Source organism: Hydrogenophaga sp. IBVHS1 (genome assembly GCF_002127265.1).
GTDB lineage: Bacteria > Pseudomonadota > Gammaproteobacteria > Burkholderiales > Burkholderiaceae_C > Hydrogenophaga.
Genome location: NZ_NFUU01000002.1, coordinates 379,913 through 403,125, shown reverse-complemented (window position 1 = coordinate 403,125; position 23,213 = coordinate 379,913). Strand labels below are relative to the sequence as shown.

The 23,213-nt window shown below is 65.6% G+C and carries 19 protein-coding genes; 6 read left to right on the top strand and 13 right to left on the bottom strand.

Going from position 1 to position 23,213, the window contains the following annotated elements:
* Window positions 1-2: 2 nt before the first annotated feature.
* A complete protein-coding gene (locus tag CAP37_RS16630; protein ID WP_086125335.1) occupies window positions 3-590 on the bottom strand; it encodes a YqgE/AlgH family protein in 588 nt (195 codons plus the stop codon).
* A gap of 64 nt (window positions 591-654) precedes the next feature.
* Here CAP37_RS16630 and CAP37_RS16625 point away from each other — a divergent pair, with 64 nt between their 5' ends.
* On the top strand, window positions 655-2,136 hold the full coding sequence (locus CAP37_RS16625) for a deoxyribodipyrimidine photo-lyase (protein WP_086125334.1): 1,482 nt from the start codon (window positions 655-657) through the stop codon (window positions 2,134-2,136).
* 33 nt (window positions 2,137-2,169) lie between these two features.
* Here CAP37_RS16625 and CAP37_RS16620 read toward each other — a convergent pair whose 3' ends face one another.
* The 6 genes from CAP37_RS16620 to CAP37_RS16595 all read right to left on the bottom strand — a co-directional run bounded on the left by CAP37_RS16620 (window position 2,170) and on the right by CAP37_RS16595 (window position 12,089).
* Window positions 2,170-8,124: an Hpt domain-containing protein gene (locus tag CAP37_RS16620; RefSeq protein ID WP_086125333.1), complete on the bottom strand. Its 5,955-nt coding sequence runs from the start codon at window positions 8,122-8,124 to the stop codon at window positions 2,170-2,172.
* A gap of 41 nt (window positions 8,125-8,165) precedes the next feature.
* The gene (locus CAP37_RS16615) at window positions 8,166-10,418 is read right to left on the bottom strand and encodes a methyl-accepting chemotaxis protein (protein WP_143435961.1); all 2,253 of its coding nucleotides are present in this window, start codon (window positions 10,416-10,418) and stop codon (window positions 8,166-8,168) included.
* Between the two features lie 62 nt (window positions 10,419-10,480).
* Window positions 10,481-11,026: a chemotaxis protein CheW gene (locus CAP37_RS16610; RefSeq protein WP_086125332.1), complete on the bottom strand. Its 546-nt coding sequence runs from the start codon at window positions 11,024-11,026 to the stop codon at window positions 10,481-10,483.
* Window positions 11,027-11,055: 29 nt separating this feature from the next.
* Window positions 11,056-11,421 carry a PleD family two-component system response regulator gene (locus CAP37_RS16605; protein WP_086125331.1) on the bottom strand — a complete coding sequence of 122 codons (366 nt, stop codon included), beginning with the start codon at window positions 11,419-11,421 and terminating at the stop codon, window positions 11,056-11,058.
* Window positions 11,421-11,816, bottom strand: coding sequence for a PleD family two-component system response regulator (locus tag CAP37_RS16600; RefSeq protein ID WP_086125330.1), 396 nt, complete (start codon window positions 11,814-11,816; stop codon window positions 11,421-11,423). Before CAP37_RS16600 ends, CAP37_RS16605 begins: the two co-directional genes overlap by 1 nt.
* A 99-nt stretch (window positions 11,817-11,915) precedes the next feature.
* Entirely contained in the window at window positions 11,916-12,089 is a 174-nt protein-coding gene (locus CAP37_RS16595) for a rubredoxin (RefSeq protein ID WP_086125329.1), read from the bottom strand.
* 154 nt (window positions 12,090-12,243) lie between these two features.
* On the opposite strand from CAP37_RS16595, the gene CAP37_RS16590 reads away from it, so the two are divergent.
* Together CAP37_RS16590 and hemL are read left to right on the top strand one after the other, a co-directional pair.
* Window positions 12,244-13,173, top strand: a complete 930-nt coding sequence (locus CAP37_RS16590) for a bifunctional hydroxymethylpyrimidine kinase/phosphomethylpyrimidine kinase (RefSeq protein ID WP_086125328.1) — start codon at window positions 12,244-12,246, stop codon at window positions 13,171-13,173.
* Window positions 13,174-13,186: 13 nt separating this feature from the next.
* Window positions 13,187-14,491 carry a glutamate-1-semialdehyde 2,1-aminomutase gene (gene hemL, locus CAP37_RS16585; protein WP_086125327.1) on the top strand — a complete coding sequence of 435 codons (1,305 nt, stop codon included), beginning with the start codon at window positions 13,187-13,189 and terminating at the stop codon, window positions 14,489-14,491.
* Between the two features lie 22 nt (window positions 14,492-14,513).
* On the opposite strand, the gene purH is transcribed toward hemL, so the two are convergent.
* The 3 genes from purH to dusB are packed head-to-tail and all read right to left on the bottom strand — an operon-like array spanning window position 14,514 to window position 17,401.
* The gene (gene purH, locus CAP37_RS16580) at window positions 14,514-16,100 is read right to left on the bottom strand and encodes a bifunctional phosphoribosylaminoimidazolecarboxamide formyltransferase/IMP cyclohydrolase (RefSeq protein WP_086125326.1); all 1,587 of its coding nucleotides are present in this window, start codon (window positions 16,098-16,100) and stop codon (window positions 14,514-14,516) included.
* Between the two features lie 36 nt (window positions 16,101-16,136).
* A complete protein-coding gene (locus tag CAP37_RS16575; RefSeq protein WP_086125325.1) occupies window positions 16,137-16,373 on the bottom strand; it encodes a helix-turn-helix domain-containing protein in 237 nt (78 codons plus the stop codon).
* The gene (dusB, locus tag CAP37_RS16570) at window positions 16,370-17,401 is read right to left on the bottom strand and encodes a tRNA dihydrouridine synthase DusB (RefSeq protein WP_086125575.1); all 1,032 of its coding nucleotides are present in this window, start codon (window positions 17,399-17,401) and stop codon (window positions 16,370-16,372) included. The genes CAP37_RS16575 and dusB overlap by 4 nt, the downstream gene beginning before the upstream one ends.
* A gap of 179 nt (window positions 17,402-17,580) precedes the next feature.
* On the opposite strand from dusB, the gene CAP37_RS16565 reads away from it, so the two are divergent.
* Both CAP37_RS16565 and CAP37_RS16560 read left to right on the top strand, forming a co-directional pair.
* Window positions 17,581-18,063, top strand: a complete 483-nt coding sequence (locus CAP37_RS16565; protein ID WP_086125324.1) for a YqaA family protein — start codon at window positions 17,581-17,583, stop codon at window positions 18,061-18,063.
* Window positions 18,060-19,238 carry an MFS transporter gene (locus tag CAP37_RS16560; protein WP_086125323.1) on the top strand — a complete coding sequence of 393 codons (1,179 nt, stop codon included), beginning with the start codon at window positions 18,060-18,062 and terminating at the stop codon, window positions 19,236-19,238. Before CAP37_RS16565 ends, CAP37_RS16560 begins: the two co-directional genes overlap by 4 nt.
* Here the strand turns inward: CAP37_RS16560 and CAP37_RS16555 are convergent.
* Window positions 19,211-19,984 (bottom strand): RNA pseudouridine synthase, encoded by a 774-nt coding sequence (locus tag CAP37_RS16555; RefSeq protein ID WP_086125322.1) that lies wholly within the window; start codon window positions 19,982-19,984, stop codon window positions 19,211-19,213. The two genes, CAP37_RS16560 and CAP37_RS16555, sit on opposite strands and share 28 nt — an antisense overlap.
* Window positions 19,985-20,063: 79 nt before the next feature.
* On the bottom strand, window positions 20,064-21,290 hold the full coding sequence (locus CAP37_RS16550) for an MFS transporter (RefSeq protein WP_086125321.1): 1,227 nt from the start codon (window positions 21,288-21,290) through the stop codon (window positions 20,064-20,066).
* A 115-nt stretch (window positions 21,291-21,405) separates the two neighbouring features.
* Here CAP37_RS16550 and CAP37_RS16545 point away from each other — a divergent pair, with 115 nt between their 5' ends.
* The gene (locus CAP37_RS16545; RefSeq protein WP_086125320.1) at window positions 21,406-22,005 is read left to right on the top strand and encodes a TetR/AcrR family transcriptional regulator; all 600 of its coding nucleotides are present in this window, start codon (window positions 21,406-21,408) and stop codon (window positions 22,003-22,005) included.
* A 5-nt stretch (window positions 22,006-22,010) separates the two neighbouring features.
* On the opposite strand, the gene ychF is transcribed toward CAP37_RS16545, so the two are convergent.
* The gene (gene ychF / locus CAP37_RS16540) at window positions 22,011-23,102 is read right to left on the bottom strand and encodes a redox-regulated ATPase YchF (protein WP_086125319.1); all 1,092 of its coding nucleotides are present in this window, start codon (window positions 23,100-23,102) and stop codon (window positions 22,011-22,013) included.
* Window positions 23,103-23,213 lie beyond the last annotated feature (111 nt).

Genomic DNA, 23,213 nt, shown 5'->3' with positions numbered 1-23,213 from the left:
GGTCATGAGTGGCCCGCGTCGGGGGACAACATCCACGGCTGAAGGCCGAGCAAACCCATGGCGCGCTCGTAGCGCTCGGAAACCGGCGCATCAAAGATCAGGCTGGGGTCGGCCTCCACGGTGAGCCAGCTGTTTTCGGTGATTTCCGATTCAAGCTGGCCCTGGCCCCAGGAGGCGTAGCCCAGCGAGACGAACACCCGGCGGGGCCCGGCGCCCGAGGCCATGGCCTCGAGCACGTCTTTGGAGGTGGTCATCTCCAGGCCGCCGGGAATGGACAGGGTGGAGGCATAGACCGACTCGCCCTCGCCCGACACGGCTTCGTGCAGCACAAAACCGCGCTCGGTCTGCACCGGACCGCCCTGGAACACCGGCAGCGTGGCCAGGTCGTTGCGCCCCATGGGCAGATCGACCTTCTCGAACAGCCGGGGCAGAAGGATGTCGCTCGGCTTGTTGATCACCAGACCCAGCGCCCCGCGATCGCTGTGCTCGCACATGAACACCACGCTGCGGCCAAAAAGCTCGTCGCTGAGGCCGGGCATCGCAATCAGGAAATGATTGGTCAGATTGATGGAGGCAGAATCAGCGGACATGGCGGGATTTTAAGCCGCCCACCCCGCCGGGCGCCGCACGCCGGGAGCAACACCCGACAAAGCCATGAACCAGTACGACAAGGGCCTGATGTGGTTTCGCCGCGATCTGCGCACGCAGGACAACGCGGCGCTCTACCACGCGCTCAAACAATGCCGACGCGTCTGGTGTGTGTTCGTGTTCGATACCGACATCCTCGACGATCTGCCCCGGGCCGACCGCCGGGTGGAGTTCATCCGCGAATCGCTGGTGGAGCTGGACGAACGGCTGCGTGAGCTGGGGCGCGAACACGGCGTGCGCGGCACCGGGCTGATCGTGCTGCACGCGCGTGCAGCTGAGGCCATTCCGGCGCTGGCGCAGCAGCTTGGCGTGCAGGCGGTGTTTGCCAACCACGACGACGAGCCGGCCGCACTGGCGCGCGACGCCCGCGTGTTCGGCGACCTGGCGCACGCCGGCATCCTGCTGCACAGCCACAAGGACCATGTGATCTTCGAGCGGCGTGAAGTGCTCACGCAGGCGGGGCAAGCCTATGGTGTGTTCACGCCCTACAAGAACGCCTGGCTCAAGGCGATCACGCCGTTCCAGCTTCAGGCCTACCCGGTGGCGAACTACACCAAGGCCCTTGCACCGGTGCCCACTTCTCACACAGCGCCGGTGCCGCGCCTGGCCGACATCGGCTTCACACCCACCAACCTTTCTGAATTGCCCATGCCCACGGGCGAAACCGGCGCGCACCAGTTGTTCGAGGATTTCGTGGAGCGCATCGACCGCTACGACGAAGCGCGCAATTTCCCCGCCGTGAAAGGCCCAAGCTACCTGAGCGCGCACCTGCGCTTCGGCACCATCTCGATCCGGTACCTGGCATCGGTGGCTTACCAGATGCACCTGCAGGGCATCGCGGGCGCCAGCACCTGGTTGTCGGAACTCATCTGGCGCGATTTCTACCACCAGATCCTGGCGAACTTTCCGCATGTGGTCGACAAGGCGTTTCGATCCGAGTACGACACCATCAAGTTCGAGCGCGACAAGCACGCCAAGGAACAGTTTGCTGCCTGGTGCGAAGGCCGCACCGGTTACCCGCTGGTGGACGCGGCCATGGCGCAGATCAACCAGACCGGCTACATGCACAACCGCCTGCGCATGGTGGTGGCGAGCTTCCTGGTGAAAGACCTCGGCATTCACTGGCAGTGGGGCGAACGCTACTTCGCCGAGCACCTGATCGACTTCGACCTGGCGGCCAACAATGGGGGTTGGCAGTGGGCCAGCTCCAGTGGCTGCGACGCGCAACCCTGGTTCCGCATCTTCAACCCGGTGACGCAGAGTGAGAAGTTCGACCCGAGCGGCAAGTTCATCCGCCGCTACCTGCCGCAGCTCGCCGGCCTGCCCGATGCGGTGATCCATGCGCCGTGGAAGGCCAACGAGATCGAGCTGGCGTCTGCCGGGCTGGAGCTGGGCAAGAATTACCCGCTGCCGATCGTGGACCATGCCCTGGCGCGGGAGCGCACCTTGCTGCGCTACGCCGTGGTGAAAAACCCCGGCAAGCTGTAGGCCCCCACGCTCCTCCGCTTCCCGGGTCGCTCGCTAGGCTTCCGCAGACACCTTGGCGTAGTGCCCGATCAGGGCCAGCAACTCGTCTTCCGCGTACGGCTTGCCGAGGTAGTGGTCCACACCGAGTTCGCGCGCGTGTTCGCGGTGCTTCTCGGCAATGCGCGAAGTGATCATGATCACCGGCAGGTCCGACAGGCGCACATCGCTGCGGATGTTGCGCACCAGGTCGAAGCCATCCATGCGCGGCATCTCGATGTCGGACAGCACCACGGTGGGCCGCTCCATCTGGAGTTTTTCGAGCGCCTGCAGACCATCGGCCGCGAGCGTGACGCGGTAGCCCTCTCGCTGCAGCAGGCGCTGGGTGACGCGGCGCACGGTGATGGAGTCGTCCACCACCAGCACCAGCGGCACGGCGCTCATTTCCAGTTCGCTGGCGGCAGCGGCATCCGAGGCGCGGGCACTGCCGCTGCGCTGATGGGTAGCCACCCACGCCGGAACCTGGCTGCCGTACACCGTGGCCAGGGCCACCGGGTTGTAGATCAGCGCCACCGCGCCCGACGCCAGCACCGACATGCCAGCCAGCCCGGGCAACCGCGAGAGCTGCGTGCCCAGGTTCTTGACCACGACTTCCTGGTTGCCCAGCACTTCGTCCACGTGCATGGCCACGCGCTGCGCGGCGCTTCGGAAAATCACCACCGGCTGCGTGCGCCCGTGCACTTCCTGTGAGTGGGCAGACGACTGCAGCAGTGCGCCGGTCCAGTAGAACGGCACCTCTTCGCCGGCCACGTTGAGCGCGCCGCTGGCATAAGCCTTGTTCAGATCGTCGGTGCTCAGGCGGCGCACCACCTCCACCAGGTTGGAAGGAACGCCGAGCGTGAGTGAGCCTGCGCGCAACATCACCACCTGCGTAACGGCGGTGGTGAGGGGCAGCACCAGCTTGAAGCTGCTGCCCTGGCCTCGCTGGGTGGCGGTCTCGATGCGACCGCCAAGCGCCACCACGTCGCTGCGCACCACGTCCATGCCGATGCCACGGCCAGCGAGTTCGGAAACTTCGCGCGCTGTTGTCAGGCCAGGCTCGAAGACCAGCTGCGCTGCTTCCTCGTCGCTGAGTTGCGCGCCCGGGGCGATGCGCCCCAGCGCCTCGGCCTTGTCGCGCAAACGCTCCAGGTCCAGCCCGCCGCCGTCGTCGGTGAAGACCACCGACACATCATTGAGTTCCTGCGCCAGCCTGATCTCGATCTGGCCTTCCACCGGTTTGCCGGCCTGCTGGCGCGCCTCGGGCGCTTCGATGCCGTGCACCACGCTGTTGCGCAACAGGTGTTCAAAGGCACCGGTCATGCGGTCGAGCACGCCGCGGTCCATTTCAATGTTGCCGCCAGTGATGTCCAGCCGGACCTGCTTGCCGGTTTCCTTGGAGGCTTGTCGCACCACACGGTAAAGGCGCTCGGAAATGCCTTCGAATTCCACCATGCGCGTGCGCAGCAGGTCGCGCTGCAGTTCGCGCGTCTGGCGCGCCTGGGCGACCAGATTGTCTTCGGTGGACTCCACTGCGCGCTGCAGGTTGCGCTGCACCGTGGCCACGTCGTTGACCGACTCGGCCATCATGCGCGTGAGCTCCTGCACCCGCGTGAAGCGGTCGAATTCTAGCGGGTCGAATGACTGGTCGGCGTCGCGCGCCTGGGCCAGCCGCGACTGCATCTGCGTCTCGGCCTGCAGCTCGATGTCGCGCAACTGCCCACGCAGGCGGTCCAGGTTGCCGGTGAGGTCCTTGAGCGAGCCGCGCAGGGTGACGAGTTCGGCCTCCATGCGCGAGCGCGTGATCATCACTTCGCCGGTCTGGTTGACCAGGCGGTCCAGCAGCTCGGGGCGCACACGCACCGCGGCACCGGCGCGTGCCTGAATCGGTATCGGCGCCTGAGGCAAGCTGAGGCCAGCCAGCCCGACCTGCGCAGCGGCTTCGGCCCGCGCAGGTTCGTCGCCAACGGGTGCTGCTGCCTCCGGCTGCACCGGCTCGACCACGGCGGGTGCCGAACTGACCACCTGCTCGGGTGCGGTCTGCACCACGTCTTCGGTCTGGGGATCGGTGTTGCGCAACAGATCGAAGCGCGCGCTGATGGCGTCGAACGCGGTTTGAAGCGGTTCGAGATCGGCGCTGCGCTGCACGTCAGAGCCCAGGCGCTCGGCCGTGGTTTCCATGCGGTGCGCCATTTCACCCAGCCGCAGCGCGCCAGCCAGACGCGCGCTGCCTTTGAGCGTGTGCAGGTTGCGCAGCACCTCGGCGCGCGCGCTGCCGTTGTCGGGCCGCGAAACCCACTGGCGCAGGGCACCTGCCAGCTGAGGCAGCAGCTCCATCGCCTCTTCGGCAAAGATCGGGAACAGGTCGACGTCGATGGTATCGAGCGCATCGATGTCGTCGTCGATGTCCTGCACCGGACCGTGCGGCCGGCTCATGTCGGCATGCGGCGAGGTGAAACCGGTCGTGAGGTCGTCGTGGCTGGTGACCTCGAAGCCGGTGAGCGACAACACGGGCGATACCGGCTCGTCTTCCGGCACATCGAACGCCTCGACCAGCAGCTCGGGTTCGGCTTCGGGTTCCGGCTCGGGATCGTGCACCACGCGGTACAGCGCTGCGAGCAGATCGGGGTTGGGCTCCTTGAGGAAACCGGCGGCGAACTGGTGCAGCAGGCGGCGGATGTCGTCGGCGGATTGCTCGAACAACAGCGCCTGTTCGGCGGTGGCGGCGCGACCAGCCTGCTGGTGCAGCGCAACGGATTCAATGGCGTGCTCGAGCGCCCGGGCGATGTGGGAGAGCGATTCAAAACCCACGGTGGCCGAACTGCCGGCCAGCGAATGGGCGAGCGCCTCAGCCTGCTCGGGCACCGGCTCGTGGCGCTCCAGCGCCCATTCGGCCAGCACCGTGCTCAGGCGGCGGGACCACTCGTCGGCCTCGTTGAGGTAGACGTTGTAGAGCTTGTGGCCAATGCGCAGCGAGCCAATGACGCGCGTCTGGTCGTCCGGCATGGACTCGACCTCCGCTGCAGGGGCGGGCTCTTCGGGTGGCGGCACCTCTGCCACCGGCGGCGTGAACGGTTCGGCCGGCAGCTCGGCCACAGGCTCGGCCCAGTCCGACACCAGTTCTGCTTCCGCTGCAGGCTCGGCAACAGGTTCTGGCACGGGCTCTACCGGCATCTCGGGTGGCAGCTCGGCCTGCTGGCTGGACGACACCGCCGCCAGGCTCTCGAAGTCGATGTCGGCCAGCAGGGAGGGCGGCTCGTCGCTGACAGCAACAGGGGGTACTTCGACCAGGGCCTGGATGTTGGTCGGTTCAAACTCCGCAGCCAGCGCTTCATCAAACGTTGAATCGGGTACCGACTCGGGCTCAGGCTCAACCACCGGTGGGGGCTTGGCGAGCGCATCGAGATCAAAACTGAAGTCCGGTTCGACGGTAGCAGGCACCGGCACTTCGACCGGCTCGGGCACGCTCAGCGTGACGGCTTCGGCGCGGGCCTGCGGCGGCACCGCCAGCGGCAGGTACTGGCCCTGCTCGCGCAACGCCTCGGCACTGGCGCGGAACGGCTGCGAGCGCCAGGCGTCGGCCTGCCGCGCGGAAATGTCGGCCACCCAGCGACCAAACTGGCTCATGGCCTCGCCGGCCAGGGTAAGCAAAGGCGGGCTGGCCGGACGTTGCTCGGCCAGCACGGTGTTGATCAGTTGCTCCATGGCCCACGCGGCTTCGCCGAACTCGTCGAGCCCGACCATGCGCGAACTGCCCTTGAGCGTGTGGAAAGCGCGCCGCAATGTGGTGAGGTGCTCCAGATCGCCGGGCTGCGCCTGCAGGTTCGCCACCGCCAGCAGGCCATTGGCCACCACCTCGCGCGCTTCCTCCAGAAAGATGTCCAGCAGGTCTTCTTCGTCGTTGTCTTCGGCGGCGGTGGCCTCAGGCTCCAGCGGCGCCATGTGCGAACTCTCGGACAGGCCCACCAGCGCCTGTGCACCGGCGGCGGCATTGTCATTGACCACCGCTTCAGCGGCTTCGCGCGCGGCGCGGGCCACGCCAGACTGCTCGGCCAGCGAGGCCTGGTCGGCCAGGGAATCGAGTTGCTGGCTCAGGTCGATCAGGCTGGCGCCGTCCTGCACGCTGTCCACCACACGCTGCACTCCATCGCTGATGGCGCGCGCATCGTCCTGCGCGGGCTGGTGCATGGCCTGGGCGCTCACGGTGCGGCCCATCAGGGGCAGCAGTTCGCCCTTTTCTTCGTCAAATACAAACAGCTTCTTCGCCAGCGCAGGCTGGTAGTTGAGCATGTCCACCAGGAAACTCAGGGCGCTCAGGTTGTTGCCAAGCTGCTGAAAGGTGCCGGCCTCGCGGGCCATCGCCTCGTCGACCTCGGTGTCAAGGATCTGGTCGACCGTGTTGCGCATGCGCGCCACGGTGTGCACGGCTTGTTCCAGGCCGAGAACCGAGAGCACACCGCGCATCTGCCCGAGCTGGGACACGGCCACGTGCAGGCCGGCCTTCTCTTGCGGTGTGCGGAAAAACTGGTCCAGCGATTTTTCAACTTCGCCCAGCGAGACCTTCAGTTCGCCGACCACGCTGCCCATGGTCTGGCGATCGCTCACGCGGCGGTAAAGCTGCTCCATCCAGGCGTCCAGTGGCTGGGCGGGCGCACCCGCCAGCACACCTTCCAGGCGCTCGGCCAGCGCCTGCGTGCGCTCGGTGAGTTCGGGCGCGCTGGGATCGAAATCCTCGAAGGCGGCTTCCAGGTAGAGCGTGGTGGTGGCCACTTCCATGGCCAGCTCGGGCCGCACGCCACCGGGCTCGTGCACGGCCGCATCGGCCGCCTTCACCAGCGCCTGGGCCAGCACGGTGCTGGCCGGGTGCAGCTTGAGCAGCGAATCCCCGATCAGGCCGAACTGGTCGGCCACCTGGCGGGCGCGGCTCTGGTCGCCACCCGAATACAGCGACCACACTTCCTTGGCGGTGTGGATGCGCTTGCGGGCCTGCGCCAGCACAGCGGGATCAAAGCGGCCAAGCGTGGCCTGGTGGTAATCCACCGGCGTGAGCCCGCCCAGCCCGAAGGCTTCGCGCACCGCCGCCAGGTGCGGCGTGGTGGCGGCCGACACCGAAACAGGCTGGGCACAGAAGAAAAGCAGGTCGTGGAGCAGCGTCTCGGAAATCTGGTTCTTGCCCTGCGCCAGGCCGGCAAACTGAAGCAGGATGCGAGAGGCCGCGCGCTTGACGTACACATCGGCCGGCAGCAAACGCTGGGCGACCGACTCGAAATGCGCTGCGGCGACGCGCCAGAAGGTGCGCACGCGCGCATCTTCCGCGCCCGCGCACAGGCCAGCGCACTGCTTGGCCAGCTGTTGCGCGGCGGCCGGGCTTTGTGTCTTGACGACCAGCAGCACCAGCCGGTCGAACAGCGAGCGCATGGCGGGATTGACCTGCAGTGGCGCCACACCAGCGGGCGCACCCACCTCGACACCTCGGTGCTCGAACGGCCAGAGATCGGCCGGGTGCACGCGCTCTGCCGCCGCAAGTTCCTGCACCTCGCGGTACTGGGCAAACAACGCAACCGGCTGCACCGGTTTGTTGTTCAGAACGGCTTCGAGGTATTCCACCAGCGCAAAACTCGCGCGCTCAACCTTGGAAGCAGCTTCCTCGTTACAGGAGTTGGGGCGCTGCACGAAACGCTGCACGGCAGCTTCCATGCCACGCAGCACCTGGGCCGGCGCACCGAGCCCGACCATCTCGAGCGCACCCACGGCCTGGTGCAGCTGCTGGCGAGCCAGGCGCAGCGAACCGGGGTCCACCGCCTCCAGGTCGTTCTGACGCGACTGCTCGGTTTCGCGCACGAAACGCTTGATGGCCTTGTTGGCGCCGTCGAGCGATTTGCGCAGTTCATCGAACACCCACGCCAGGGGACCCAGGTCGGCGACCGTGTCCATCGGCTGGCTGTCGGTGGTGTCGGTGGCGGAATCGAACATGGTGATCCAGGAAAAAAGCGGGCCTTGGGAGCGGGCTGGACTCAGGCGATCTTGAATCGGGCCACCGACTGGCGCAGTTCCTCGGCCATGGCCGAGAGTTCGCGCACCTGCTGGGCCGTGGAACGCGTGCCCTCACCGGTCTGTTCGGTCACGGCAAAAATGTGCTGGATGTTGCCGGCCACTTCGTTGGCCGAATCGGCTTCGCGCGACGTGGCGTTGGAAATCTGTTCAATCAGGTCTGCCAGACGGCGCGACACGCGATCGATTTCGGACAGCGCGGTACCTGCGTTGTCCGACAGCTTGGCCCCTTCGACCACACCCTGCGTGGAGCGCTCCATGGCGGCCACCGCATCCTGCGTGTCGGTCTGAATCGCCTTCACCAGCGCCGAGATCTGGCGCGTCGCATCGGCCGAGCGTTCGGCCAGTCGCTGCACTTCTTCCGCCACCACCGAGAAGCCGCGACCGGCTTCACCGGCAGAGGCCGCCTGGATGGCGGCGTTCAAGGCCAGCACGTTCGTCTGTTCGGTAATGTCGGAAATCAGCTCGGTGATTTCACCAATCTCCTGCGACGACTCGCCCAGGCGCTTGATGCGCTTGGAGGTTTCCTGGATCTGGTCGCGGATGGCGTTCATACCGCCGATGGCGTCCTGCACGGCCTGCAGACCCGACTCGGCTGCTTGCAGCGACGCACGCGCCACCGTGGCCGATTCCTGCGCCTGGCCCGAGACCTGGTTGATGCGCTGCGCCATGTCCAGCACCGACTGGCCGGTTTCGCGAATCTCGCGCAGCTGCTCGGTCGAAGCCGCCAGCAGCTCGGTGGAAGTGCTTTCAACCGCCGACGTGGTTTGCGCCACGCGAGTGGCCGTGGCCTGCACGTTGCCCACCAGCGATCGAAGTTCTTCCACCGTGTAGTTCACCGAGTCGGCGATGGCGCCGGTGATGTCCTCGGTCACCGTGGCTTCCTGCGTCAGATCGCCTTCGGCCACCGTCTGCAGTTCGTTCATCAGCCGCAAAATGGCCGCCTGGTTGGCGTCGTTGACGCGCTTGGCGTCCTGCTCCTGCGACTCAGCCGCCAGGCGCATCGATTCAGCGCTCATCTGGCGCTTGCGGCTGTCCTGCAACTGGACCACGGCGAAGCCTGCAGCGCACAAAAGCGCAAAAGCAGCCGACAGCGCCAGTGCAATCAGTTCGCCGCCGCCCAGACCGGAGCGGGAAGACAGGTCGCCCTGAAGTTTCTGCAGACCCAGGCGCAGAGGCTCGCTGTCCGCGATGATGCTGGCCTGCGCTTCGCGCGCAGACACCAGACCCTGCAGGTTGCCCAGAATGGCGCCCGCTTCCACCCGCGTTTCTTCATACAGCTTGAGCAATGCTTCCAGGCGCTCGCGCACCTGGGGATCCGCTGCGGCGCGCAGGCGCAGTTCATCGCTGCCCTTGAGCAGGCCTTCGGTGATTTCCTTGAAGGTGTTCAAGTCCTTGCCCAGCAGGAACACGGCCTCGGGGCTCACGCCTTCCATCGTCAGAAACTCGTTGGCCGACTTGCCGATGCGCTGGGTCAACATCACGAGCTGACCGGAAGCGGAGATTTCAGCGGCCGGTGCGTTCTGCTGCAGCTTGAGCGAGGACACAGTTTCGGCAATCTCCAGCAGGTCGGAAGACTGGCGGTTGATGGTGCGCAGCGCGGTGCCCACCTGGGTCAGGATGTTCTGTTGCGCCAGCACCGCCGAGGCGTTGCGCTCGGCCAGATCGATCTTGGGCAGCAGCTCATCGAGCTCGCTCGAATACTCCGGTCCCAGAGAGTCGAGGTCCAGTTCGCCATCGCCCTGCTTCAGGCCACGCACCGTGCGCGCCATCACATCGGAGCTGTCGCGCACCTCGGGGAATGCCGACGCACTGCCGATCATGGCCTGCGACACGCTCTTGGCCAGGCGCTGGGACTGCATCAGGGCCTGACCGCTTGCAGCCACCTGCTTACCGACCTTGTCGGTCTGGCTCAACGCAAACAGCGTCACCGAACCGAGCACCACGAGCGCAAAGGTGAACAGCACAGCCAGTGAACGCTGGTGCTGTTCTGCCGTACGGCGTCCGAGGATGGGCAGGGATACCAGGCCGGCCTGGTTGGCCGCATCGTCCTCGTCGTCCAGCATGGGGCTGCCGCCGAAGGCGTCGCCCGCTGGGTCCGGCGCCAGACGCGCCGCAGCCAGTTCGGCCACCTCCTGGTCGCTGGCATGGGACAGATCGGGTTCGTCACCGGCCTTCTTCTTGAAGAGTCCCTGGAATCGATCAAGCATGGCCATGTAAAAACCTTCCAACAGATAACGAAACGAAAAAGACCCAGGCGAGCCGGGGGAACCGGCCTTCAGGCCGCGATCGCCAGAAACTCGGGTTCGGTCACCAGCGCCTGCAGATCGATCTCCTGCCAGGACTGGCCCTGGAGGTCCACCAGCGAACGCGTGAAATAGCCGGGCGCATTCGCGGGAGCGTCGCCAACGGCACTGAACATGGTGGGGTTGCGCAGACCCAGCAGGCGATCGATCCACATCACCGCATTGACCCCGAGCGCCGCGTGAAGGCTTACCAGGCGGGACTCGGACGTCACGCGTTCGGCGGGCACGGCGCCAGCGGCGGGTGGCTCGGCCGAGAGGGCCACAAGGCGCGCCAGGTCGATCACGCCATGCAGGCCGCCGCGAAGGCTGGCCACGCCGGCATACCAGGGCTTGGTGTAGGGCACCCGATGAACAGGGGCCCACGGAAAGATCTCGCCGGATTGCACGAGCGGGAGCAGGTAGCGCCTCCCTTCGGCTTCAACCGCCAGCCAGGTCGCTGTGACGGCTTCGGTCTTGGCGACCGTCAAACGCTGGGCCAATCGTTCCTGGAGTTCCTTGAGGGACTGACGTTTGGCCATGCTGTGGGTGAATCAGGTCTGTGCGGCGATCAGCCGAGCGCCCGGATCTTGGACAGCAACTCTTCTGCATTGACCGGCTTGGTGACGTAGTCGCGCGCGCCCTGGCGCATGCCCCAGACACGGTCGGTTTCCAGATTTTTGCTTGTGCACATGACGATGGGAATGCTCGAAAACTGGGGGTCTCGCGTGATGGCACGCGTGAGCTGAAAACCATTCTGACCGGGCATCACCACGTCCATCAGGATCAAGTCGGGCTTTTCCTCGCCTAGCCGACGGAAGGCCTCGTCCGCATTCTCAGCGGTGCGCACGGTGTAGCCGTTTTTACCCAGCAGGTCGGAGAGCACCATGAGTTCGGTCTTCGAGTCGTCGACCACGAGAATCTTGCGGATGGGCATCAGAGTGCTCCAGTTAGGTTGGTACCGAACTGCTGCACGGCTTGCAGCAACTGGTCTTTGGTGAACGGTTTGGTGAGGTAGTCCTGTGAGCCCACCATGCGGCCGCGCGCCTTGTCGAAGACGCCGTCCTTGGACGAGAGCATGACCACCGGAATGCTGGCAAAGCGCAGGTTGCGCTTGATGATGGCGCAGGTCTGGTAGCCATCAAGCCGGGGCATGAGGATGTCGCAGAACACCAGATCGGGCTGGTAGTCGTTGATCTTGGCGAGGGCATCAAAGCCATCGTCGGCCAGCAGGACTTCGTGGCCACCCTGCTTCAGGAAAATCTCGGCGCTTCGGCGAATGGTGTTGCTGTCATCAACCACCAGGACTTTCAGGGCAGGTGTAGTGCTCACAGTTCACTCGCTCCAGGGTATGGGACAGGTGGAAAACGGGCCGGGTCGCTTGCACCAACCGGGGCTCTTCAAAAGACCATCACGCGCGCCGATCGAGACTCAGATCTGCACCATTTCAAAATCTTCCTTGCGGGCGCCGCATTCAGGACAAGTCCAGTTCATCGGCACCTCGCTCCAGGGTGTGCCGGGTGCCACGCCGTGGTCCGGCGCGCCGGTTGCCTCGTCGTAAATCCACCCGCAAATCAGGCACATCCAAGTCTTGGTTTCGGTCATGGTTATAGGAGGCATTGTTCTAGAATGCAAGCATTGTATCGAGCCATGTGTACCGCTCCACGGGCCGTTTCGGCCGGCTGTCGATCACACTTGGAACACGGCGTGACGCATTGCCTGAATGAGCGCCGCACCCCCTGACCCTCTCACAAATTTCATGCCCGATACACCCGATACGCCCGCCTCTTCCGTGGTCGCGGCGCCTGGCGAATCCTCTCTTCCCTGCGTGATGGTCTTCAACGCCAGCGACCCCAGCGGCGCGGGTGGACTCAGCGCCGACATCACCGCCATGTCCAGCGCTTCGGCCCACGTGCTGCCCGTGGTGACGGGCGCCTACGTGCGCGACACCAGCGACATTCACGACCACATTGCCTTCGACGAAGAAGCCGTGGCCGATCAGGCGCGCTGCGCCCTGGAAGACATGCCGGTGCAAGCCTTCAAGGTCGGCTTCGTCGGCAGTCCCGAGAACCTGAGCGCGATTGCCGAGATCACCACCGACTACGCGGAAGTGCCGGTGATCACCTACATGCCCGACCTCTCCTGGTGGGACGAAGTGGCCATCGAGACCTACCTGGACGCTTGTGCCGAACTGCTGCTGCCACAGACCACGGTGTTGGTCGGCAACCACAGCACGCTGTGCCGCTGGCTGCTGCCCGAGTGGGAAGGGGACCGCCCACCGAGCCCTCGCGAGGTGGCACGCGCTGCCGCGGTGCACGGCGTGCCTTACACGCTGGTGACGGGCTTCAACGCCGCCGATCAATACCTGGAGAGTCACCTTGCCACGCCCGAGACCGTGCTGGCAACGGCGCGCTACGAGCGCTTCGAGGCCACCTTCACCGGTGCGGGCGACACGCTGTCGGCCGCGCTGTGCGCCCTGATCGCGGGCGGCACCGATCTGCAGGCGGCGTGCGCAGAGGCACTGACCTACCTCGACCAGTGCCTGGACGCAGGCTTCCAGCCTGGCATGGGCCACGCCGTGCCCGACCGCATGTTCTGGGCACACGAAGACGACGGCACCGAAGAAGAAAGTGCGTCCGACAACACGCTCGACGCCGACGATTTCCCGCTCGACACCACACGACACTAGGGCCTGTTCACGCATGACCACCACGACCGACCGCAACCAGCAACTCTTCGACCGCGCCAAGGCCCTGATTCCGGGCGGAGTGAATTCGCCAGTGCGCGCGTTTCGTGCCGTGGGCGGCACGCCGCGCTTCGTACAGCGCGCCCAGGGCGCCTACTTCTGGGATGCCAACGGCCAGCGCTACATCGACTACATCGGCTCCTGGGGACCGATGATCCTCGGCCACGGCCACCCTGCGGTGGTGGAGGCGGTGCAGAAGGCTGTGCTGGAAGGCTTCTCCTTTGGCGCGCCCACCGAGCGCGAGGTCGAGCTGGCCGAAGCCATCATCGAGCTTGTGCCCAGCATCGACATGGTGCGGCTGGTGAGTTCGGGCACCGAGGCCGGCATGAGCACGATCCGGCTGGCGCGCGGCGCGACCGGGCGCAAGAAGATCATCAAGTTTGAAGGCTGCTACCACGGCCACGCGGATGCGCTGCTGGTAAAGGCAGGTTCCGGGCTCGCCACCTTCGGCAACCCCACCAGTGCGGGCGTGCCGCCCGAGGTAGTGCAGCACACGCTGGTTCTTGAATACAACAACGTGGAGCAACTCGAGGCGGCGTTCGCCGAGCACGGCGCCGAAGTGGCCTGCCTGATGATCGAACCCATTGCGGGCAACATGAATTTCGTGCGCGCCTCGGTGCCCTTCATGAAACGCTGCCGCGAGCTGTGCACACAGCATGGCGCCCTGCTGGCCTTCGACGAGGTCATGACCGGTTTCCGTGTGGCGCTGGGCGGCGCGCAGAGCGTGTATGCCAGGCTGATCCCGGGCTTCGAGCCCGACATGACGGTGATGGGCAAGGTGATTGGCGGTGGCATGCCGCTGGCGGCCTTTGGTGCCAAGCGCGCCGTGATGGAACAACTCGCACCGCTGGGGGGTGTGTATCAAGCCGGCACGCTGTCGGGCAACCCGGTGGCCACGGCCTGTGGCCTCGCCACGCTGAAAGAGATCCGCAAACCCGGCTTCTTTGAAGCGCTCTCGGCCACCACACGCTCACTGGTCGATGGACTCAAGGGCGCTGCGGCGGCCGAAGGCGTCGCGCTCAGTGGCGACAGCGAGGGCGGCATGTTCGGCTTCTTCCTGTTCGACGAACTGCCGCAGAACTACGCCAAGGTGATGACCACCGACGGCCCCCGCTTCAACACGCTGTTCCATGGTCTGCTCGACCGGGGCATCTACATCGCACCGGCACTCTACGAAGCGGGCTTCGTGAGTGCGGCGCACACCGCGCAGGACATTGCCGACACCGTGAGCGCGGCGCGCGACATCTTCAAGAAGCTGTAACGCGCGATGTCTTTGGTCGTGCTCAGTGGCGGAAATGCCTGACGCCTGAATAGACCATCACGACGCCGCGCTCGTCCGCCGCGTCGATCACTTCCTGATCGCGCATCGAGCCGCCGGGCTGGATCACGCAGCTCGCGCCCGCATCCACCACCACGTCGAGCCCGTCGCGGAACGGGAAGAAGGCGTCGCTCGCCACCGCCGTGCCTTGCAGCGAGAGCTTGGCATGACCGGCCTTGATGCTGGCGATGCGCGCCGAATCAAGACGGCTCATCTGGCCCGCGCCCACACCCATGGTCATGCCGTCCTTGCAGAACACGATGGCGTTGGACTTCACGTACTTGGCCACTTTCCAGGCGAACAGCAGGTCTTCGATCTGTTGTTCGGTGGGTTGCAGCTTCGTCACCACCTTCAGATCGGCGCGCTGCAGCTCGTGGTTGTCGGCGGACTGGATCAGCAGGCCCGAGCCGACGCGCTTGACGTCGTGCGAGTTGCGACCCTGGTCCCAGGCGGTGGGACCACCCGGTGGCAGATCGATCTGCAGCACGCGCACATTGGCCTTGGCCTTGAAGACTTCGAGCGCCTCGGGCGTGTAACCCGGCGCCATGAGCACTTCGACGAACTGCTTGCTGATCGCCTGCGCGCCCGCAACATCGAGAACGCGGTTGAGCGCAATGATGCCGCCGAAGGCGCTGGTGGGATCGGTCTGGAAAGCCTTGGCATAGGCCTCGGCGGCATCCTGGCCCACCGCCACGCCACACGGGTTGGCGTGCTTGACGATCACGCAGGCCGGGGCTTCGAAGCTCTTGACGCATTCCCACGCGGCATCGGCGTCGGCGATGTTGTTGTAGCTGAGTTCCTTGCCCTGCAGTTGCTTCGCACTCACCAGCGAGCCGGGCGCGGGGTACAGGTCGCGGTAGAACGCGGCGCTCTGGTGCGGGTTCTCACCGTAACGAAGGTCCTGCAGCTTGACGAAGCGGCCGTTGGACTGGCCGGCAAACTCGCTGCGCCGGGGCACAGCGGCGGCTTCGTCGAACTCGACGCTGGAGAGGTAGTCGCTGATGGCGCCGTCGTAATTGCTGATGCGGTTGAAAGCGGCCACCGACAGCGCAAAGCGTGTCTTGAGGCTGAGCTGGCCATGGGCCTTGAGTTCATCGATCACGGCCGGGTACTGCGCCGCGTCGGTGAGCACCGCCACATCTTTCCAGTTCTTGGCCGCGCTGCGCACCATGGCCGGACCGCCGATGTCGATGTTCTCGATGGCGTCTTCCAGCGTGCAACCCGCCTTGGCCACCGTGGACTCAAAGGGATAGAGGTTGACGATCAACAGATCGATGGTGTCGATGCCGTGGGTCTTGAGTGCGGCCATGTGCTCGGGCAGGTCGCGCCGCGCCAGCAGGCCACCGTGCACTTTGGGGTGCAGGGTTTTCACGCGGCCGTCGAGCATTTCGGGAAAGCCGGTGACCTCGGCCACCTCGGTCACGGGAAGACCTTGTTCTGCGAGCAGTTTCGCGGTGCCGCCGGTGGAAATGAGCGACACGCCCAGCCCATGCAGGGCCTGGGCGAGTTCGACGATGCCGGTCTTGTCGGATACGGAGATGAGTGCGCGCATGAAAGGATGGGGAGGAGAGTTTGGAAACGGAATCGCTCAATCGATGAGTTTGTGTTCGAGCAGCTTCTTGCGCAGCGTGTTGCGGTTCAGGCCCAGCCACTGCGCGGCGCGCGACTGGTTGTGCTGCGCCTGCTCCATCACCACCTCCAGCAGCGGTTTTTCCACCGCCTTGACCAGCATCTCGTGCAGGTTGTCCGGGTCGGTGCCGTTGAGGTCGCGGAAGAAGTCTTCCATGCTGGCACGCACACAGTCGTGCAGTTTGCTCTGTTTCATGCGGCCAGTTTCCAGTTGTCTCTCGGGATGGTTATTGTGTCGGCGGACCACTCGTCCAGGCTGTCGCTCACGCAGCGCAACTGCGCCTCGACGCTGGTGGTGGCGTTGACGCGTGAACGGAAAACGGCGCCCGCGCCCGGGGGCAAGGGCAACGCCTGCGCGTACCAGCCCAGGTGTTTGCGCGCACTGCGCACACCGGTGTATTCGCCGTACAGGTCGTAGTGGTCGTGCAGATGGTCGAGCAGCCAGACGCGCACCTCGGCCAGCGTGGGTGGCGGCAGGTGCTCGCCGGTGGCCAGGAAGTGCGCGAGCTCGCGGAAGATCCAGGGCCGGCCCTGCGCGGCGCGGCCGATCATGATGGCGTCGGCGCCGGTGCGCTGCAGCACCTCGCGCGCTCGCTCGGGGGAATCGATGTCGCCATTGGCCACCACCGGAATGCGCACACGGCTCTTGATGTGGGCCACGGTGTCGTGCTCGGCCTGGCCCTTGTAGCCTTGCTCTCGCGTGCGGCCGTGCACGGTGAGCATCTGCACACCTGCGGCTTCGGCAGCGAGCGCCAGCGTGGGCGCGTTGCGAACGCTGGCACACCAGCCGGTGCGCATCTTGAGCGTCACGGGCACGCCGTGTGGCTCGCTGGCGGCCACCACCGCTTCAACGATCTCGATGGCGAGCGCCTCGTCCTGCATCAGGGCCGAACCGGCCCACTTGTTGCATACCTTCTTGGCCGGGCAACCCATGTTGATGTCGATGATCTGCGCGCCGCGGTCGATGTTGTAGCGCGCCGCGTCGGCCATCATCTGCGCGTCGGTGCCGGCGATCTGCACGGCGATGGGTGCGGCCTCGCCTTCGTGGTTGGCACGGCGCGAGGTCTTGAGGCTGTCCTGCAGATCGGGGCGCGAGGTCACCATCTCACTCACCGCGTAGCCTGCACCCAGACGCTTGCACAGCTTGCGAAACGGCCGGTCCGTCACACCCGCCATCGGTGCGACAAACAGGGCATTGGGCAGGGTGAAGGCCCCGATTTGCATGGCGGTGGGAGAATCGGCGTCGAGCGGTTGAACGGCCGCGAGCCCTGCCCAGGCAGGGTGCGAGAGGAACGCGATTGTATCTGCCTGTTTTTTCAGCAGACGATATCGCCCCGAACTTTTTTCCATCCACCTGCCCAAGCCGATCGCGCCGGTCTTTCGCCGCGCCACTGCCGCCTCTCATGCCCGCCTGGATGACCCACCTGATGGAACTGCTGTCGCTGCCCGAGTTCGGGCTGAGCACGGTGTTCGTGGTGGCCTTCGTCTCGGCCACGCTGCTGCCCCTGGGCTCGGAACCGGCTGTGTTCGGCCTCGTCAAGCTCAACCCCGACATGTTCTGGCCCGCCATTCTGGTGGCCACCGCCGGCAACACACTGGGCGGCGCCGTGAGCTGGTTCATGGGCCTCTACACCCACAAGGCGGTGGATCGGGCACGCGGCAGTTCGACCGAGCTGCGGGCGCTGCACTGGCTGGAACGCTTCGGCCCCAAGGCCTGCCTCATGAGCTGGTTGCCCGTGGTGGGCGACCCGCTGTGCGCGGTGGCCGGCTGGATGAAGTTTCCTTTCTGGCCCTGCCTGCTCTACATGGCCATCGGCAAGTTCGCCCGCTACCTCACCATGACGGCGGCGCTGTTGTGGTTCTTCCCCGGAACCTTCCAGCCATGAGCGTTGCCTCCCCCGCCATGCCCCGTGCCCTGTGGGCGTTGATGGTGGGCAACTTCGTGATCGGCACCGGTGTCATGGTGGTGCCCGGCACCCTCACCGACATCAGCAGCTCGCTGAACGTGTCGATCCCGCAGGCCGGCCAGCTCATCACCGCAGCCGCGATTCTCATGGGCCTGGGCGCACCGGCCTTTGCAAGCCTGGTGGCCGGCTGGGACCGGCGGCGCCTGCTCGCCCTCTCGCTGATCTGGTACGGCCTGCTCACTGGCGCATGTGCACTGGCGCCGAGCTACGCCACCCTGCTGCCGCTGCGCGTGCTGGCGGTGATCGCGCCCGCCATCTTCACGCCGCAGGCCGCGGCCAGCGTGGGCCTGCTGGTCTCTCCCGCACAGCGGGGCCGAGCCATCACCTTCGTGTTTCTCGGCTGGTCGGTGGCCTCGGTCATGGGCATGCCGCTGGCGGCCTGGATCGGTGGCGAGTTCGGCTGGCGCTGGGCATTCGGTCTGGTGGCATTGATGGCGTTTGCCAGCGGCTGGTGGGTCTGGCGCGAAATGCCCAACGGCATCAAGCCGGCCGCTCTGTCGCGCCAGTCCTGGCAGGCCACGCTGGGTTCGGCGCCGCTGATGATGGCGGTCGGCGTGACGCTGCTCGGTGGCTTTGGCCAGTTCGTGCTGTTCTCTTACTTTGCACCGTACTTCGCGCAGACGCTCGGTCTGGGCGGCGGCGGGTTGTCGCTGCTGTTCCTGTGGTTCGGCGCGTTTGGTCTGCTGGGCAATGTGGTCATGTCGCGCTGGATCGACCGCATCGGCGCGCCGCAATCGGTGCTCATCGCCCTCGGTGCCATGGCGCTGAGCCTGCTGATGTGGCCGCTCGGCCAGGGCGGGCTGTGGCAACAGGCGCTGGTGCTTGTGCCTTGGGCGCTGGGGTGTTTTTCGATGAACTCTGCGCAGCAGGCAAGGCTGGTGCACATTTCGCCCGCGCTCGCCCCGGCCACAGTGGCACTCAACAGCTCAGGCATCTACGCCGGGCAGGCGCTGGGCGCCGCGCTGGGCGGCGTGATGATCGCGCAAGGCCACATGCTGCGGCTCAACGAAGTGGGCCTGTGGGTGCTGCTGCTGGCGATGGCCCTGAGCGTGTGGGCCGCGCGACTTCAGAAACGCTCTTGCGCGGCCAGGTAGCGCCACTGGCCTGAGGGCAGGCCGTCGAGCCCGATGCGACCCAGTCGCAGGCGGCGCACTCCCGCCGACTTCAGGCCCGCGCGCTCGATCAGGAATTGCACCTGACCGGGCAGCGAGCCCTTGATCGCCAGGCGCAGGCGCCGCTCGCTCTGCCAGCTCGCGCGCGCCAGTGGCAGGCTGGTGCCCTCGAAGAACATCAGCTTGCCGAGCGACTGCAGCACCGCCTCGCGTCGCGCAGCGTCATCGAGCTCGGCGTCGTCCTGCACCTCCACCAGCCACTCGTGTTCGAGCGGCGCAGAGCCGTCGGTGATCTTGCGCTGCACACCCGGGTTCTGGGTGAACACCATCAGCCCGCTCGCCTCTGCCTCCAGCGGCGACACCGGAATCAGCCGGTGGCCATGGGCCTTGAGCGGTCGCACGCCCGAACGATCGCCCTTGAACCGCGCGGCTGGCGAGAGCCAGCGGCCGGCCAGTTCGTCTGGCAGAAATGCCTCTTCGGGAAGTGCCTGACCCAAAGGCTTGTGCCAGATCAGGGTGACCGGCAGCAACGGCTCCAGGCGCGCCTTGGCGTCGAGTGTCACGATCTGATCGTCGTTCACGCGCGCCATGGGCTCTTCAACCACCTTGCCCTCCACGCGCACAAAACCGCCGGCGATGTAGAGCTCGGCGTCGCGGCGCGAGCACGGAATCTGCGCTGCAAGGCGTTTGGCCAGGCGCTGGGGTTCGGGCGTCGGTAGCTGAGACATGGATGAAATACGGAGGTGGTTACTTGAACTGGAGGCCAACGAGGCTACCACCTGCCCGAGCCCGCCGTTCATGCACCCTTCACTTGGCTGGCACCACTGCGGCGCTGCCACCCGTGGAAATGCGTTCGCCCGAGAGGGTGCGCTGCCCCAGCGCCACGGTCAGCACGGTGGCGGCAGCGGCCACCACCGACACCCAGAATCCGTTCTGCGCACCGAAATGATCGACCACCCAGCCGGTGACGAAGGCGCCCAGCGCCATACCGATGCCGATCCCGGTCATGACCCACGTCACGCCCTCGGTGAGCATCGATTCCGGCACAAGCCGTTCGATCAGACCGAATGCCGTGATGAACGTCGGGGAGATGGCCACGCCGCTGAAAAACACGGCTGCTGCCAGCAGGGTCACCGAGGAACCTGCCACGACCAGCGGCAAAGTGGTGATCCCCAGCACACACACCGCGATCAGCAGCAGCTGCTGCAGCGGCGTCTTGAGGCTGAGCGCGCCAAGCACCAGGCCGAGCACGAAGGACCCGACCGCATACACACCGATCACGAAGCTGGCGGCAGCCGGTTGCCCAAGCTCTTTGGTGATGGCGATCGCACATACTTCGGCGGTCGCGAAGATGGCGCCGACGAACACCAGCGCCAGCGTCACGATCTGGACGGCCGGCAGGCGAATGGCAGATCCCTTGGGCCCGTTCATCTGAGCGGGCCGTACACGGGGCTCTGTCTTGCGCTGGAGCAGGAACGCCGCTCCGCCCACCACCAGGAAGAGGGTGGAGGCGAGCACCCCGGCTTCTGGAAACAGCGCCGCGGCGAGCCCCACCGAGAGCGACGCACCGGCGATGTAGATCAGCTCATCCGCAGCCGACTCGAACGCAAAGGCCGTCGTCAGCTCGGGTCGATCCCGAAAGAGCTCGACCCAGCGGGCGCGCACGAGTGCCGAGATGCTGGGCATGGTGGCCGCCGCGACAGCGGTGGCAAAGAGGGTCCAGGTGGGCCATTGCTGGTCGACCGCCAACATCAGCAGGAAGAACCCTGCCGCAGACACCAGAGTTGCGGGTGCTGCCACCAGGCTCTGGCCAAACCGATCGACCAGCCGAGAAATCTGGGGAGAAAGAAAGGCGTTGGTCAATCCGTAGGTGGCCGCTACGGCCCCCGCCAGCCAGTATTCACCCAGGGTCTGAGACAGCATGGCGACGATACCGATGGGTGCCATGGCGATTGGCAAACGGCCCAGGAAGGCGGCAGCAGAGAATCCCTTGGCGCCGGGCTCGCTGAAGATTCTGGAATAGGGGTTCGACATCACTTGATCCTTGAATGGGGAGTCCGCGTTAACATACGCGGCGTATGCATCCTATTGACATACGACGCGTATGTCAATTCACCTACGCATCGTATGTGATTCAAAGACTGGCGAAATGATCAAACCCCGCAACGAAATGATTGCCGAGACGCGCGCCAAGCTCATCGCTGCGGCCCGCCACGCCTTTGGAACGGTGGGCTACGCGGCAGCCTCGATGGACGATTTCACCGCCGCCGTGGGCCTGACCCGTGGCGCCCTCTATCACCATTTTGGCGACAAGAAGGGTTTGCTGGAGGCCGTGATCGACGAGATCGACGACGAGATGTGCCAGCGCCTGAAGGTGATTTCTGATCGCGCGCCCGACCGCTGGCACGGCGTTGTGGACGAGTGGATCGCCTACATCGAGATGGCACTGGAACCCGAGATCCAGCGCATCATGTTTCGCGATGGACCGGCCGTTCTGGGCGATTTCTCCCAGCGGCCCAGCGCGCAGCGCTGCATCGAGGCACTCACGGAAAGCCTGCGGGCGCTGAGAGACGATGAGGTGATCATCGACGCGGAACCGGCGGCGCTGGCCCGACTCATCAACGGCGCCAGCAGCCATGCTGCAGCCTGGATTGCCAGCTCCTCCGAGCCTGGCACGACCTCGGCGCAGGCCGTGAAGGGTTTTCGATTGCTGCTCGAAGGTCTGCTGCGGCGTCCGCCCGCCGACTGAGCGAATCAGCTGCTGAACAGGAAGTTCATCACGTCACCGTCCTTGACCACGTAGTCCTTGCCTTCGGCGCGCATCTTGCCCGCGTCCTTGGCACCTTGCTCGCCCTTGAAGGCGATGAAGTCGTCGAAGCCGATGGTCTGGGCCCGGATGTAGCCCTTCTCGAAATCGGTGTGGATCACGCCCGCCGCCTGCGGCCCCGTGTCGCCCACGTGGATGGTCCAGGCGCGCACTTCCTTCACGCCAGCGGTGAAGTAGGTTTGCAGACCAAGCAACTGGTAGGCGGCGCGGATCAGGCGGTTCAGGCCGGGTTCGTCCTGACCCAGTTCCTTCAGGAATTCGAGCCGGTCGGCATCTTCCATTTCGGAGAGCTCGGCCTCGATCTTGGCGCAGATGGCCACCACGGGCGCGTTCTGCTTTTCGGCGAAAGCGCGCAGGCGATCGAGGAAGGGGTTGTTCTCGAAGCCGTCTTCAGCCACGTTGGCGACAAACATGGCTGGCTTGGCGGTGATCAGGAAGAACTGCTTGAGCTGGGCCTGCTCTTCCTTGCTGAAGTCGATGGTGCGCACCGGCTGGGTGTCGTTCAGCGCGGCCTGGCATTTCTCCAGGATGGCGAGCTGCTTGATGGATTCCTTGTCGCCAGAGCGCGCGGTCTTGCTCACGCGGTGAACGGCCTTTTCCACAGCGGCCAGATCGGCCAGGCAGAGCTCGGTCTGGATGACTTCGATGTCGGCGATGGGATCGACCTTGTTGGCGACGTGGATCACGTTCGGGTCTTCAAAGCAGCGCACCACGTTGACGATGGCGTCGGTCTCGCGGATGTGGGCAAGAAATTTGTTGCCCAGGCCTTCACCGGTGCTCGCGCCCGCCACCAGGCCTGCGATGTCCACAAACTCCACGATGGCCGGCACCACGCGCTCGGGCTTGACGATCTCGGCGAGCTGCTGAAGACGCGGGTCAGGCACCTCGACCACGCCGGTGTTGGGCTCGATGGTGCAGAAGGGGTAGTTTTCGGCCGCGATACCGGCCTTGGTCAGCGCGTTGAAAAGGGTGGACTTGCCGACGTTGGGCAGGCCCACGATGCCGCATTGGAGACTCATGGAATACCTCGAAAAACAGCCGTGCAGTGTATGCGATGCCCGTTTTCTGCCCGGCTCCCGCCGCCCTGCGGCACATGGCGCGAATCTTCAAGACGGCGGTCCCGGTGGCGG

Bases quoted from the DNA above. Each gene is read 5' to 3' on its own strand.
- dusB (WP_086125575.1), bottom strand. From the start codon at position 17,401: ATGCAAATCGGGGCCTTCACCCTGCCCAATGCCCTGTTTGTCGCACCG.
- CAP37_RS16590 (WP_086125328.1), top strand. From the start codon at position 12,244: ATGCCCGATACACCCGATACGCCCGCCTCTTCCGTGGTCGCGGCGCCT.
- CAP37_RS16595 (WP_086125329.1), bottom strand. From the start codon at position 12,089: ATGACCGAAACCAAGACTTGGATGTGCCTGATTTGCGGGTGGATTTAC.
- CAP37_RS16575 (WP_086125325.1), bottom strand. From the start codon at position 16,373: ATGAAACAGAGCAAACTGCACGACTGTGTGCGTGCCAGCATGGAAGAC.
- CAP37_RS16625 (WP_086125334.1), top strand. From the start codon at position 655: ATGAACCAGTACGACAAGGGCCTGATGTGGTTTCGCCGCGATCTGCGC.
- CAP37_RS16620 (WP_086125333.1), bottom strand. From the start codon at position 8,124: ATGTTCGATTCCGCCACCGACACCACCGACAGCCAGCCGATGGACACG.
- CAP37_RS16615 (WP_143435961.1), bottom strand. From the start codon at position 10,418: ATGGCCATGCTTGATCGATTCCAGGGACTCTTCAAGAAGAAGGCCGGT.
- CAP37_RS16605 (WP_086125331.1), bottom strand. From the start codon at position 11,421: ATGCCCATCCGCAAGATTCTCGTGGTCGACGACTCGAAGACCGAACTC.
- CAP37_RS16545 (WP_086125320.1), top strand. From the start codon at position 21,406: ATGATCAAACCCCGCAACGAAATGATTGCCGAGACGCGCGCCAAGCTC.
- CAP37_RS16550 (WP_086125321.1), bottom strand. From the start codon at position 21,290: ATGTCGAACCCCTATTCCAGAATCTTCAGCGAGCCCGGCGCCAAGGGA.
- ychF (WP_086125319.1), bottom strand. From the start codon at position 23,102: ATGAGTCTCCAATGCGGCATCGTGGGCCTGCCCAACGTCGGCAAGTCC.
- CAP37_RS16610 (WP_086125332.1), bottom strand. From the start codon at position 11,026: ATGGCCAAACGTCAGTCCCTCAAGGAACTCCAGGAACGATTGGCCCAG.
- purH (WP_086125326.1), bottom strand. From the start codon at position 16,100: ATGCGCGCACTCATCTCCGTATCCGACAAGACCGGCATCGTCGAACTC.
- CAP37_RS16555 (WP_086125322.1), bottom strand. From the start codon at position 19,984: ATGTCTCAGCTACCGACGCCCGAACCCCAGCGCCTGGCCAAACGCCTT.
- CAP37_RS16560 (WP_086125323.1), top strand. From the start codon at position 18,060: ATGAGCGTTGCCTCCCCCGCCATGCCCCGTGCCCTGTGGGCGTTGATG.
- hemL (WP_086125327.1), top strand. From the start codon at position 13,187: ATGACCACCACGACCGACCGCAACCAGCAACTCTTCGACCGCGCCAAG.
- CAP37_RS16630 (WP_086125335.1), bottom strand. From the start codon at position 590: ATGTCCGCTGATTCTGCCTCCATCAATCTGACCAATCATTTCCTGATT.
- CAP37_RS16565 (WP_086125324.1), top strand. From the start codon at position 17,581: ATGCCCGCCTGGATGACCCACCTGATGGAACTGCTGTCGCTGCCCGAG.